This is a genomic window from Mediterraneibacter torques (assembly GCF_044591705.1).
Taxonomy (GTDB): domain Bacteria; phylum Bacillota; class Clostridia; order Lachnospirales; family Lachnospiraceae; genus Mediterraneibacter; species Mediterraneibacter torques.
Window position 1 is genome coordinate 744977 of sequence record NZ_CP172594.1, and the last position, 13653, is coordinate 758629.

A 13653-nucleotide genomic window follows, 5' to 3' on the forward strand; every position below is an offset into this window, starting at 1 on the left:
TTGTATTTAAGTAATATGTACAATGAAAATTTAATAAGGAGGTGCTCCTGTGCAAGTAGATTTAGTGATCGCTATTATACTTGCTGCGGCACTCGCTTTGATAGTTGGGATGGTTTCTCGATTTCTCACAATTTCCGGTTTGAAAAAAAATGCAGAAAGTAAAATCGGAAATGCAGAGGCAAAAGCAAGAGAAATCATCGATGATGCTGTGAAAACTGCTGAAACAACGAAAAAGGAAGCTCTTCTCGAAGTGAAAGAAGAATCGATCAAGACAAAGAATGATCTTGAGAAGGAGACAAAAGAAAGAAGAGCGGAATTGCAGCGCTATGAAAAAAGAGTGCTGGCAAAAGAAGAGGCAGTTGATAAGCGTTCTGATGTGTTAGAACATCGGGAGTCGAAGCTTACGGCGAAAGAAGACCAGCTTCGTCAGCGGGAAGCCAAGGTAGAAGAGCTGAATCAGAAACGTGTGCAGGAACTAGAACGAATCTCAGGACTTACCTCCGAACAGGCAAAAGAATATCTGTTGAAAACTGTTGAAGAAGATGTTAAGCATGACACCGCAAAAATGGTCAGAGAATTGGAAACACAGGCGAAAGAAGAAGCAGACAAGAAAGCAAAAGAATATGTTGTCAATGCAATTCAGAGATGTGCGGCAGACCATGTTGCGGAAACGACAATTTCCGTTGTGCAGCTTCCGAGCGATGAAATGAAAGGTCGTATTATCGGTCGTGAAGGAAGAAATATCCGAACACTTGAAACATTGACCGGTGTGGAACTGATTATTGATGATACACCGGAAGCGGTTGTTTTATCGGGATTTGATCCCATCCGCCGTGAAGTTGCAAGAATTGCACTTGAACGTTTGATCGTAGACGGACGTATTCATCCGGCGAGAATTGAAGAAATGGTAGAAAAAGCGCAGAAAGAAGTCGATACAATGATCAGAGAAGAAGGAGAAGCGGCAGCGTTAGAAGTAGGCGTGCCGGGAATTCATCCGGAGTTGATCAGACTTCTCGGTCGTATGAAGTTTAGAACAAGCTATGGACAGAATGCGTTGAAGCATTCGATTGAAGTGGCTCAGTTGTCGGGACTTCTTGCGGGCGAAATCGGTATAGATGTCAGAATGGCGAAACGTGCCGGACTTCTGCATGATATAGGAAAATCTATCGACCATGATGTAGAAGGGTCACATATTCAAATCGGTGTGGATCTTTGTAGGAAATATAAAGAATCCTCAACCGTAATTAACGCGGTGGAATCGCATCACGGAGATGTTGAGCCGCAGACATTGATCGCATGTGTAGTGCAGGCAGCCGATACGATTTCGGCAGCAAGACCGGGTGCAAGACGCGAGACGATCGAAACATACACCAACAGATTGAAACAGTTAGAAGAGATTACCAACCAGTTTAAAGGGGTGGATAAATCTTTTGCCATTCAGGCGGGCAGAGAGATTCGAGTTATGGTAGTTCCAGAGCAGGTATCTGATGATGATATGGTGCTTATGGCAAGGGATATTGCAAAACAAATTGAATTTGAACTTGAGTATCCCGGACAGATTAAAGTCAATGTAATCCGTGAATCACGGGCAACAGATTATGCGAAATAGCAATGAATCATAACAGCAGACGAAAGACCAGCCCTTGTCGAAAGACGAGGGCTTTCTTTTATTAAAATATGTTGATTGCTGAGAGGATACGGGGAAGGAGAAAGACGATGAGTGAACAGATTAAACGTGTGAACAGAGAATTGAAATTTAAAGGAACGATTATTGATTTCTATCAAGATACAATGGAAATTAATGGGGATCATACAGTTGTATGGGATTTTATCAAGCACAAAGGAGCTGCGGCAGTAGTTCCGGTCACTGAAGATGGAAAGATACTTATGGTACGTCAGTATCGAAATGCACTTGAGAGATATACTTTGGAGATACCGGCAGGGGCTCTGGATGAGGAAGGAGAGCCGGGGTTTAAATGTGCTGCTCGGGAATTGGAAGAAGAAACAGGTTATAAAAGTGAGGAATTGGAATGGCTGATCACCTTGAGGACAACGGTTGCTTTTTGCAATGAGAAGATCGAGGTGTATGTGGCGAAAAATTTAATCCCTTCAAAACAGCATTTAGATGAGGATGAATTTATTGATCTGAAAGCATATTCTCTTGATGAATTAAAAGAAAAAATATTTACAGGAGAGATTGAAGATGCAAAAACAGTTGCATCATTAATGGCATATGCAGTAAAATACGAAGCCTGAAAATGATGTAAGAAACGGATCGTGAAAAGTGATAATGAAAAAATTCCGGCATATAATGAAATATCAATAAAAAGTAAAGTGCAGAATGGCAAAAGGATCAGCAACTGCGCGATACAGGGAGGAATAATGAAGGTATTTCATGTGAAAAAGCAGTTAGCGGCTTTGTTTATGCCGGGATTTTTAATTGGAATTATTTATGTCAATTTTCTTGCTAAAAAATATGTGGCAGCTCCGGATCTGTTCAGTGAATATTTTTTGGATCAATTCAGGGGTGTGCAGATAGACGAAAAAGAATATTTATGGTATCTGCTTCGCATTCGCTGCGTTCCGTTTTTTATGCTTTCAGGGTTGGCTCTTACGAAGTTGAAAAAAGTAAGCGCCGGGTTATTTCTTGGGTGGACAGGCATATCTGTGGGGGTGCTTGTTTCGCTGGCGGCATCGAACTTGGGAATGAAAGGCTGTCTCTTGTGTCTTATAGGTGTTTCTCCACAGTTTCTTTTCTATATTCCTGCGTATTTTATGATCCTGAAATATTGTTATGAGTCAGAAGATGGCAGATGGAACAGACAGAAAACAATTTTTGTCGGTTTGATGATGAGTTTAGGAATTATTACCGAATTATATGTGAATCCTGTATTAGTGAAGTTGTTCTTGAATTATGTGTAGTTGTCTATAGACTATGTGCTGCGCACATAGTCTATAGATCTTTTGCTCCTTTTCGGAGATGAAAAAATAAAATAATAACGGCGATTCCGAAAACAAGAAACTGACTGGTTAAAAGTCCGATCAGATAACCGTATATTCCAAACTTGGGGATTGCAAAAAATACTCCGGCAATACGAACAAGAAGACCGGCAGTGTTGACGAGAAGTGTGCAGAATGTTTTCCCAAGTCCGTTAATTATGCTTGTAAGGGCGGTATTTGTGTAAAGAAACGGGCAGATCCATGAAAGTGTTAAAATGAAACTTCCGGCAGCAGAACTATGGAACAAAACTCTTCCGAGAAAGTTTCCGAAAATCAGAAAAAACAGACAGCATCCAAGGCCTAAAATGAAACAGCTTCCTACAGATTGTTTCAATAAACGAATGATTCGTCTGTTATCATCAGATGCCTGGGCAGCGCTGACGGCAGGCATAAGCACTGTTCCGATAGAAGTTGTGAGCGCCGAAGGAAAAAGGATGCATGGCAGAGCCATTCCTGTCAATACTCCGTAAAGGCGAAGCGCTTCCGAAGAAGTCATTCCGTAGATTTTTAAAAAAGTCGGGATGGAGGCCGCCTCAATGCTTTGGAGTAAAGTAAATGCCGTTCGATTTGCTGTAAGAGGAACAGATAAAGCGGACAGTTTTCTGAAAGTTTTTGAAATGGAAGAAATCGAAGCGGCATAACAAAGCTGCTTTTGCCGATTCAGCATCTGTATCGAAAAAAGTGCGGCAGCCGTCTCGCCTGCGGCAATGCCGGCGGCGGCAAGTTTGACAGAAGGGATTTCCCCGGTTTTTTTAACAAAGAGAAAAAGCAGGACGACGAAAAGAATTCGAGCGGATTGTTCGATAAGCTGTGACAGGGCAGGAATTTTTGTCTGCTGAAGCCCTAAACTGTATCCGCAGATACAACTATGTATTGCGGCGAACGGTAATGCATAAGAGACGATAAGAAGGAGATTTTCACACCTGGCATCTCCTAAAAAAGTTGTTGCTATATAAAAGGCGTTTTTTTGGAGAAAATATAATTCTATAAGTGAGAGAAAGAGTGTGAAGCCAAGAGAAACTGCAAGAATGTTTCCGGCTTCTTTTTGCCGTTCAATATGCGGGGAGGATGAACTGGCGGCAGAGTAAGTAACAACAGATGACATTTTTTCTGCGACCATGTGTGAGACGGCGGTTTGAATCCCGAATGTGCTGACTGACAGACAAAGTGCATAGACCGGGAAAATGAGCTGATATAAACCGACGTTTTCTTCTCCGAAAGCATGACTTAAAAAAATACGAAAGAAGAATCCCATAATGCGAGTGATCAATCCGGCGGCAGTTAAAACGGCGGCGCCGCGAAATAAATTGCGGGAAGAAAAGGAGCGGAATTTGTCAGAACGGAATAACATAAAATCACCTCGATTTGTAACAACAGACATATACTTGTTAAAACATATGTCATAAGGAGACTTGACAGAACCGGGGATGAATGCTATGCTACAAAAGAAATCCCTAGTAAAATACTGGGGAATCCATTCTGCAATATTAAGAATAAAGAAATAGAGTATTTTTATTAAGGAACGGAGCGTGAGAAAGTGAAGTTATCTACAAAAGGAAGGTATGGACTTCGTGCGTTGATCGATCTGGCGCAAAATGGAGGTGAACAGCCGGTATCTATTACAAGTATTTCAACAAGACAAGATATCTCGGAACGATATCTTGAGCAGTTGATGTCTATGCTGAAAAAAGCGGGGATTGTAAGAAGTGTAAGAGGAGCCGGAGGCGGATATGTGCTTGTAAAAAGACTGGAAGATATTTCTGTGGGAGATGTGCTTCGCGCATTGGAAGGCAGTCTTGAGCCGGTGGACTGCGCGGGTCTTGAACCAAATGGAGGATGCAGTGTTTCGGACAGCTGCGTGACAAAATATGTTTGGAAGAAAATTAACGACAGTATTAACCAGACGGTAGATGAGATTAAACTTGATCAACTCGTAAAAGAAAACGGAAAAAACTGTAGAAACTGATTACAGTTTATTTAATGAAGAGATGGAGGAAAAAAGATGGATAAACTGATATATCTTGATAATGCGGCTACGACAAAAACTTCACCTGAAGTTGTGGAAGCAATGCTGCCTTATTTTACAGAACATTATGGGAATCCGTCCAGTATATATTCGTTTGCGGCGGCAAATAAGGAAGTGATTTCAAAACAAAGAGAGACGATCGCAGGTGTGATCGGAGCAAAGGAAAATGAGATTTATTTTACGGCGGGAGGAACGGAAGCCGACAACTGGGCATTGACGGCGACAGCAGAGGCGTATGGCGCAAAAGGAAAGCATATTATTACGACGAAGATTGAACATCATGCCGTTTTGCATACATGTGAATATCTTCAAAAGCGAGGGTATGAGGTTACTTATCTCGATGTGGATGAATATGGAGTTGTAGATCCGAAGTCGGTAGAGGCGGCGATCAGACCGGATACGATATTGATCTCGGTCATGTTTGCGAACAATGAGATCGGTACGGTAGAGCCGATAAAAGAGATCGGCGCGATCGCTCATGAAAAAGGAATTTTGTTTCACACGGACGCCGTACAGGCGTTTTGTCAGATACCGATCGATGTCGATGAATGTCATATAGATATGCTCAGCGCCAGCGGACATAAATTAAACGGTCCGAAGGGAATTGGATTTTTATACATCAGAAAAGGAGTCAAAATCCGCTCGTTGATCCACGGAGGAGCACAGGAGAGGAGACGTCGTGCAGGAACTGAAAATGTTCCAGGAATCGTCGGTTTCGGGAAAGCAGTTGAAATAGCTGCAGCGTCTATGGAAAGAAGAATGGAAAAAGAAAGTCAGCTTCGGGATTATTTGATCGAAAAGATTGAAAAAGAGATACCATACTGCAGATTAAACGGCGACAGAGAAAGGCGTCTTCCGAATAATGTGAATTTCAGTTTTCAATATATAGAAGGCGAGTCGCTTCTTATCATGCTCGACATGAAAGGCATCTGCGCTTCCAGCGGATCTGCGTGTACATCGGGATCGCTGGATCCTTCACATGTTCTTTTGGCAATCGGGCTTCCTCATGAAATTGCACACGGATCTTTGCGTCTGACGCTTGGAGACGATACGACAAAAGAAGATCTGGATTATGTGACGACCTGTTTGAAAGAGATAGTAGCTCGACTAAGAAGCATGTCTCCTCTTTATGAAGATTTTTTGAAAAAACAAAAAAATAAGTAAAGGAACAGGGAAAAGAAATTGACTTAAGTCAAAAGAAAAATATCGTTTGAATAAGCGGAAACAGAGAATAGGAGGAATTTATTTATGTATACAGAAAAAGTAATGGATCATTTTCAGCATCCGAGAAACGTAGGAGAACTTGAAAACGCCAGCGGCGTCGGAACAGTGGGAAATGCAAAATGTGGAGATATCATGAGAATTTATCTTGACATTGATGAAAACCAGATTATTCGGGATGTGAAGTTTAAAACTTTTGGATGTGGGGCGGCTGTAGCAACAAGCAGTATGGCGACAGAACTTGTAAAAGGGAAAAATATTCAGGAGGCAATGAAAGTAACAAACAAAGCTGTGATGGAGGCTCTTGATGGTCTTCCGCCGGTAAAAGTACATTGTTCGTTGCTGGCAGAGGAAGCAATTCATGCGGCGCTTTGGGATTATGCTGAAAAGAACGGGATCAAGATTGAAGGGCTGGAAAAACCAAAGACAGATATTCATGAGGACGAGGAAGAAGAGGAATATTAATGAAGAAAGTGGTTGTAGGAATGTCAGGAGGCGTGGATTCGTCTGTGGCGGCATATCTGCTGAAAGAACAAGGCTATGATGTGATCGGCGTTACGATGCAGATCTGGCAGGAAGAAGACGTCTGTACAGTAGAAGAAAACGGAGGCTGCTGCGGGTTAAGCGCTGTTGAAGATGCGAGGAGAGTTGCAGCGGCATTGGGCATTCCTTATTATGTGATGAATTTCAGAGAGGAATTCCAAAAAAATGTAATCGACTATTTTGCAGATTCTTATGTGAACGGCCAGACGCCGAATCCGTGTATTGCATGCAACCGTTATGTGAAATGGGAAGCGCTTCTTAAGCGCAGCATCTCGATCGGAGCAGATTTTATTGCGACAGGGCACTATGCAAGAGTTGAGCAGCTTTCAAACGGGAGATATGCTCTGCGGCGTTCGGCAACTGCTGCAAAAGATCAGACTTATGCATTATATAATCTGACGCAGGAACAGTTGAAACGAACGTTGATGCCGGTAGGAGAATATACAAAAGAAGAAGTTCGGGTAATTGCGGAAAAGATCGGACTGCTCGTTGCGGACAAGCCGGACAGTCAGGATATATGTTTTGTACAGGATGGAAACTATGCTGCTTTTATAGAAGAACATACAGGGAAGAAAGCTTCGGAAGGAAACTTTGTTACATCGGATGGAACTGTCATAGGGAGGCATAAAGGGATTATCCATTATACGGTCGGTCAGAGAAAGGGACTTGGTCTGGCACTTGGATATCCGGCATTTGTTCTTGAAATCCGTCCGGAAACGAATGAGGTCGTTATCGGAACTTATGAAGAATCTCTGACAACGGTTGTCCGTGCAAAACAGCTGAACTTTATGTCGGTAGAAGATCTAAAAGAACCGCTGCGTGTGTTTGCGAAGATCAGGTACAATCACAAAGGCGCGTGGTGTACGGTCGAGCGGACGAAAGAAGATGAAGTAACTTGCTGTTTTGAGGAGCCGCAGCGCGCGGTGACACCCGGTCAGGCGATTGTATTTTATGACGGCGAGTATGTACTTGGCGGCGGTACGATTTTGTGAGAGGTGTGAGAGGATGCCTAAACGATTAAAAGAAACAATGATACGATCTGATTTTCATATGCATACCGCATTTTCAACGGACAGTGAAGAGGCTGTTGAAAGTATGTTGAACCGGGCTGTTGAAAGAGGGCTCTATTCGGTTTGCATCACAGATCATATGGATGCGGATTACCCGCCGGATGACGAAATGGGAGAAAGTGCATTCCGGTTGGATACGGAAAACTACTTTCCGTTTCTTTTAAAAAAGAAAAAAGAGTATGAAGAACGGATTCAGGTGCGTATCGGAATTGAATTAGGACTTCAAAAGCATCTGGGGACAAGATATGAGACGTTGATCGAGAAGTATCCGTTCGATTTTGTGATCGGCTCTATGCATCTTGTCTGTGGGGAAGACCCTTATACCGGAAAGGTCTTTGAAGAGCTGGGAGATGCACAGGTATACAGGAGGATGTTCTGTGAAACGTTGGAATGCATTCGGAAAATAAAATGTTTCGATGTGCTCGGTCATTTGGATTATGTGGTTCGATATGGAAAGCATCAGGCGGAGGCGTATTCTTATGAAAAGTTTTCTGATGAGATTGACATGATATTAAGAGAATTGATCTCGTCAGGAAAAGGTCTGGAATTGAACATGGCAGGAATAAAGTATGGTCTTGGATTTGCTCATCCGCATCCGAGTGTGCTTCGCCGATATAAAGAGCTGGGAGGAGAGATCATCACCGTGGGATCTGATGCTCATAAAGCAGAGCATATCGGATATGAATTTGAGATCGCGGGCGAACTTCTGAAATCCTGTGGTTTTCGATATTATACAGAATTTGAGAATCGTAAGGCTGTTTTTCGACGGATTCCATAAAAATGTATTTAGGACTTGAATTTTTGTTCCTGTTTTAGTACAATTATGCTAGTTGATGAATTCTTAACAATGTTTACTTTGCGGGGGTTCATTTGCATAACTGGAAACAGTTAAATATTTTTCAAACTTTTAGGAGGAATTAATCATGGCAGTAAAAGTAGCGATTAATGGATTTGGACGTATTGGACGTCTTGCTTTCAGACAGATGTTCGGAGCAGAGGGATTTGAGATCGTAGCAATCAATGACCTGACATCCCCGAAAATGCTTGCTCACTTACTGAAATATGACTCAACACAGGGCAAATATGCACTGGCAGATAAAGTTGAGGCTGGAGAGGATTCTATCATCGTTGATGGAAAAGAAATTAAAATCTACGCAAAAGCAAACGCAGCAGAACTTCCGTGGGGAGAAATCGGCGTTGACGTAGTTCTGGAGTGTACAGGATTCTACACATCTAAAGCAAAAGCACAGGCTCACATCGATGCAGGCGCTAAAAAAGTTGTTATTTCCGCTCCGGCAGGAAATGACCTTCCGACAATCGTATATAACGTAAACCACGAGCAGCTTACAAAAGATGACAACATCATCTCAGCAGCTTCCTGTACAACAAACTGCTTGGCTCCGATGGCAAAAGCACTGAACGATCTTGCACCGATCAAATCCGGTATCATGTGCACAATCCACGCTTACACAGGTGATCAGATGACACTTGACGGACCGCAGAGAAAAGGCGATCTGAGAAGATCTCGTGCAGCAGCTTGCAACATCGTGCCGAACAGCACAGGTGCAGCAAAAGCAATCGGTCTTGTTATTCCGGAACTGAACGGAAAACTGATCGGTTCTGCTCAGCGTGTTCCGACTCCGACAGGATCTACAACAATTCTTACAGCAGTTGTAGAAGGCGAAGTAACAGTTGATCAGATCAACGCAGCTATGAAAGCAGCAGCAAACGAGTCTTACGGATACAATACAGATGAGATCGTATCCAGCGATATCGTAGGTATGTCTTACGGATCACTCTTTGATGCTACTCAGACAATGGCACTTCCGACTGGCGACGGAACAACAGAAGTTCAGGTTGTTTCATGGTATGACAACGAGAACTCTTACACAAGCCAGATGGTAAGAACAATCAAATACTTCGGAAAACTGCTTGAGGCTTAATTCATTTTAAAGTAATGGATTATTTTGGCGGACAGGCAGTGTCGCGCCGAACAGTTATGAAAATGACTCACAACGGGGTCCGGTCTTATTGTAGGACCGGACTCCGTTTTGTTATGAATCTTCAGAAAAATATTCAGGAGGCAATGATAATGGCAGCTCTTAATAAAAAATCAGTAGATGATATTAATGTAAAGGGACAGAGAGTCCTTGTAAGATGTGACTTTAACGTTCCGCTGATCGACGGTAAGATTACAGATGAAAATCGTATCGTGGCAGCTCTTCCTACAATTAAAAAATTGATTGCGGATGGAGGAAAAGTAATCCTTTGTTCTCACCTCGGAAAGCCGAAGGGTGAGCCGAAACCGGAACTTTCTCTTGCACCGGTGGCAGTAAGACTGGCTGAACTTCTCGGACAGGATGTGAAATTCGCAGCCGATCCGGAAGTAGTAGGAGAAAATGCAAAAGCGGCAGTGGAAGCGATGAAGGACGGCGACGTAGTCCTTCTTGAGAATACACGTTACAGAGCAGAAGAGACAAAGAACGGAGAGGCATTCAGCAAAGAACTGGCTTCTCTTTGTGATGTATTTGTAAATGATGCGTTTGGTACGGCTCACAGAGCACACTGTTCAAACGTAGGAGTTACAGAGTATGTTGATACGGCAGTTGTCGGATATCTTATGCAAAAAGAGATCGACTTCCTTGGAAATGCAGTAGAGAACCCGGAAAGACCGTTTGTTGCGATCCTTGGCGGTGCGAAAGTTTCCAGCAAAATCTCAGTTATCAATAACCTGCTTGACAAAGTAGACACATTGATTATCGGAGGAGGAATGAGTTATACATTTACAAAGGCTCAGGGCGGAAGTGTAGGAGCATCTCTTCTTGAGGAAGACTATCTTCAGTATGCACTTGATATGATCAAGAAAGCTGAGGAAAAAGGAGTAAAACTTCTTCTTCCGGTTGACACGATCGTAGCAGATGAATTTTCAAACGATGCAAATACGAAAGTTGTTTCACGTGATGCGATTCCGGACGGATGGATGGGTCTGGATATCGGACCGGAGACGGCAAAAATCTTTGCAGAGGCAGTGAAATCTGCGAAAACAGTTGTTTGGAACGGACCGATGGGATGCTTCGAGATGCCTAAATTTGCAGAAGGAACAAAAGTTGTTGCAGAAGCTCTCGCAAATACAGAGGCTGTTACGATCATCGGAGGCGGTGATTCGGCAGCGGCTGTAAATCAGCTTGGATTCGGCGATAAGATGACACATATTTCTACAGGCGGCGGCGCTTCTCTGGAATTCCTTGAAGGAAAAGAACTTCCGGGTGTAGCGGCAGCTAATGATAAATAAATGAAAGTGGTCTAGAAGAAGGAGAATATGGAAATGGCAAGAAGAAAAATTATCGCAGGTAACTGGAAAATGAACAAAACTCCGAGCGAAGCAGTTGCTCTTGTAGAAGAACTGAAACCGCTTGTAGCAAACGACGCCGTAGACGTTGTATTTTGTGTTCCGGCAATCGATATCGTACCGGTTGTTGAAGCTGTGAAAGGAACAAACATTCAGGTTGGTGCTGAGAATATGTATTTTGAAGAGAGCGGAGCTTATACAGGCGAAATCTCTCCGGGTATGCTTGTAGATGCAGGTGTAAAATATGTCGTTCTCGGACATTCTGAGAGAAGAGATTATTTCGGTGAGACAAACGAAGACGTAAATAAGAAAGTATTGAAAGCATTAGAGCATGGTATCACACCAATCATGTGCTGCGGTGAATCTCTGGAGCAGAGAGAGCAGGGTGTGACAATGGATTTCATTCGTCAGCAGGTGAAAGTAGGTCTTCAGAATGTTACATCCGAGCAGGCAAAAACGATGGTTATTGCTTATGAGCCGATTTGGGCGATCGGAACAGGAAAGACAGCTACAACGGAACAGGCAGAGGAAGTTTGTAAAGCAATCCGTGAGTGTGTTGCAGAAGTGTATGATGATGCAACGGCAGAGAAAATCCGTATTCAGTACGGCGGTTCTGTGAATGCAGGAAACGCAGCAGAGCTGTTTGCACAGGCTGACATAGACGGAGGTCTTGTAGGAGGAGCTTCTTTGAAAGCTGATTTCGGAAAAATCGTAAATTACTAATTTTTATCGAATATTTTGTAAAATAAATACGAGATCGATTTTATAAACAGACCGGACAGGTGCACAAATGCGTCAGTCCGGTCTGTTCATGCTTGCAAAACAAAGAAAAAAAAGGTACAATAAATAGCGGAATGAAAAGTACAAATGTATAGTTAAAGGAGATATGGATATGAGTAAAAAACCAACCGTATTGATGATATTAGATGGATATGGCTTGAGAGCCGATGATAAGGGTAATGCTGTAGCAGAAGGAAAAACTCCAGTAATGGACAAGCTGATGGCAGAATGCCCATTCGTAAAAGGAAATGCAAGCGGAATGGCAGTCGGACTTCCGGAAGGGCAGATGGGAAATTCAGAAGTCGGACATTTGAATATGGGAGCTGGACGAATTGTATATCAAGACTTGACAAAAATCACAAAGTCAATTCAGGATGGAGATTTCTTTGAGAATAAAGCGCTTCTTGCAGCATGTGAAAATGTAAAGAAAAACGATTCTGCTCTTCACATGATGGGACTTGTATCTGACGGCGGAGTTCACAGTCACAATACTCATATTTACGGTTTGCTTGAGCTGGCGAAAAAACAGGGAATCGAGAAAGTTTATGTACATTGTTTCCTTGATGGAAGAGATACGCCTCCGGCATCGGGAAAAGATTATGTGGCAGAACTGGAAGCTAAGATGAAGGAAATCGGTGTCGGTGAAGTGGCATCTGTATCAGGTCGTTATTATGCGATGGATCGTGACAACCGTTGGGATCGTGTGGAAAAAGCATATAATGCCTTGGTGAAAGGCGAAGGAGTTGAAGCGGCATCGGCGCTTGAAGGAATTCAGGCATCTTATGACAACGAGAAAACTGACGAGTTTGTGGAACCGTTTGTAGTGATGAAAGACGGCGCTCCGACAGCGACAGTAAAAGACGGGGATTCTATGATCTTCTTCAATTTCAGACCGGATCGCGCGAGAGAGATCACAAGAACATTCTGCGACGATCAGTTCGACGGTTTTGAACGAGGAGAACGGGTGAAAACAACGTATGTATGTTTTACAGAATACGATGTTACGATCGAAAATAAACTGGTTGCTTTTGTAAAAGAAGAGATTACAAACACATTTGGCGAGTTTCTTGCAGCAAAGGGTCTGAAACAGGCTCGTATTGCAGAGACGGAAAAATATGCGCATGTGACCTTTTTCTTCAACGGCGGGGTAGAAGAGCCGAATGAAGGAGAAGACAGAATACTTGTAAAATCTCCGAAAGTTGCAACATATGATTTGAAACCGGAGATGAGTGCGTATGAAGTAAGCGATAAGCTTGTTGATGCAATCAAGTCTGATAAATATGACGTTATTATTATAAATTATGCAAATCCGGATATGGTTGGACATACAGGTGTTGAGCCGGCAGCTATCAAAGCGATAGAAGCTGTTGACGAATGCGTCGGAAGAGCGGTTGAAGCTGTGAAAGAAGTGAATGGTCAGATGTTTATCTGCGCGGATCACGGAAATGCAGAGCAGTTGATTGACGAAGAGACAGGAGAGCCGTTTACGGCACACACAACAAATCCTGTACCATTTATTCTTGTAAATGCAGATCCGTCTTATAAGCTCAGAGAGGGAGGATGTCTTGCGGATATTGCTCCTACATTGATTGAACTCATGGGAATGGAGCAGCCGAAAGAGATGACGGGAAAATCTCTTCTTTTGAAATAAAAATTTAGCGAAT

13 protein-coding genes are annotated in these 13653 nt (G+C 42.9%); 12 read left to right on the plus strand and 1 reads right to left on the minus strand.

Annotated elements, in window-relative coordinates; translation table 11 throughout:
• Window positions 1-64: 64 nt before the first annotated feature.
• The 3 genes from rny to ACH9UM_RS03385 all read left to right on the plus strand — a co-directional run bounded on the left by rny (window position 65) and on the right by ACH9UM_RS03385 (window position 2922).
• The gene (rny, locus tag ACH9UM_RS03375; RefSeq protein ID WP_009321175.1) at window positions 65-1609 is read left to right on the plus strand and encodes a ribonuclease Y; all 1545 of its coding nucleotides are present in this window, start codon (window positions 65-67) and stop codon (window positions 1607-1609) included.
• 107 nt (window positions 1610-1716) lie between these two features.
• Window positions 1717-2256: an NUDIX hydrolase gene (locus tag ACH9UM_RS03380; RefSeq protein ID WP_009320459.1), complete on the plus strand. Its 540-nt coding sequence runs from the start codon at window positions 1717-1719 to the stop codon at window positions 2254-2256.
• Window positions 2257-2382: 126 nt separating this feature from the next.
• Complete coding sequence (locus tag ACH9UM_RS03385; protein WP_004846413.1) at window positions 2383-2922, plus strand: hypothetical protein; 540 nt, start codon at window positions 2383-2385, stop codon at window positions 2920-2922.
• A gap of 31 nt (window positions 2923-2953) precedes the next feature.
• Here the strand turns inward: ACH9UM_RS03385 and ACH9UM_RS03390 are convergent, their stop codons facing one another.
• Window positions 2954-4351, minus strand: a complete 1398-nt coding sequence (locus tag ACH9UM_RS03390; protein WP_400091962.1) for an oligosaccharide flippase family protein — start codon at window positions 4349-4351, stop codon at window positions 2954-2956.
• 186 nt (window positions 4352-4537) lie between these two features.
• Between ACH9UM_RS03390 and ACH9UM_RS03395 the strand changes: the two genes are divergently transcribed.
• The 9 genes from ACH9UM_RS03395 to gpmI all read left to right on the plus strand — a co-directional run bounded on the left by ACH9UM_RS03395 (window position 4538) and on the right by gpmI (window position 13640).
• Window positions 4538-4966 carry an Rrf2 family transcriptional regulator gene (locus ACH9UM_RS03395; RefSeq protein ID WP_009242570.1) on the plus strand — a complete coding sequence of 143 codons (429 nt, stop codon included), beginning with the start codon at window positions 4538-4540 and terminating at the stop codon, window positions 4964-4966.
• Between the two features lie 36 nt (window positions 4967-5002).
• Complete coding sequence (gene nifS, locus ACH9UM_RS03400; protein WP_004846410.1) at window positions 5003-6190, plus strand: cysteine desulfurase NifS; 1188 nt, start codon at window positions 5003-5005, stop codon at window positions 6188-6190.
• An 84-nt stretch (window positions 6191-6274) separates the two neighbouring features.
• Complete coding sequence (nifU, locus tag ACH9UM_RS03405; protein WP_004846409.1) at window positions 6275-6712, plus strand: Fe-S cluster assembly scaffold protein NifU; 438 nt, start codon at window positions 6275-6277, stop codon at window positions 6710-6712.
• On the plus strand, window positions 6712-7782 hold the full coding sequence (gene mnmA / locus ACH9UM_RS03410; protein WP_004846408.1) for a tRNA 2-thiouridine(34) synthase MnmA: 1071 nt from the start codon (window positions 6712-6714) through the stop codon (window positions 7780-7782). Before nifU ends, mnmA begins: the two co-directional genes overlap by 1 nt.
• A 13-nt stretch (window positions 7783-7795) precedes the next feature.
• Window positions 7796-8638, plus strand: coding sequence for a histidinol-phosphatase HisJ family protein (locus tag ACH9UM_RS03415; RefSeq protein WP_004846407.1), 843 nt, complete (start codon window positions 7796-7798; stop codon window positions 8636-8638).
• A 145-nt stretch (window positions 8639-8783) separates the two neighbouring features.
• Window positions 8784-9803 (plus strand): type I glyceraldehyde-3-phosphate dehydrogenase, encoded by a 1020-nt coding sequence (gap, locus tag ACH9UM_RS03420; protein WP_004846406.1) that lies wholly within the window; start codon window positions 8784-8786, stop codon window positions 9801-9803.
• 149 nt (window positions 9804-9952) lie between these two features.
• Entirely contained in the window at window positions 9953-11152 is a 1200-nt protein-coding gene (locus ACH9UM_RS03425; RefSeq protein WP_009242573.1) for a phosphoglycerate kinase, read from the plus strand.
• Between the two features lie 33 nt (window positions 11153-11185).
• Window positions 11186-11932, plus strand: a complete 747-nt coding sequence (tpiA, locus tag ACH9UM_RS03430) for a triose-phosphate isomerase (protein WP_009242574.1) — start codon at window positions 11186-11188, stop codon at window positions 11930-11932.
• A 169-nt stretch (window positions 11933-12101) separates the two neighbouring features.
• Complete coding sequence (gene gpmI, locus ACH9UM_RS03435; RefSeq protein ID WP_009242575.1) at window positions 12102-13640, plus strand: 2,3-bisphosphoglycerate-independent phosphoglycerate mutase; 1539 nt, start codon at window positions 12102-12104, stop codon at window positions 13638-13640.
• Window positions 13641-13653: the final 13 nt, after the last annotated feature.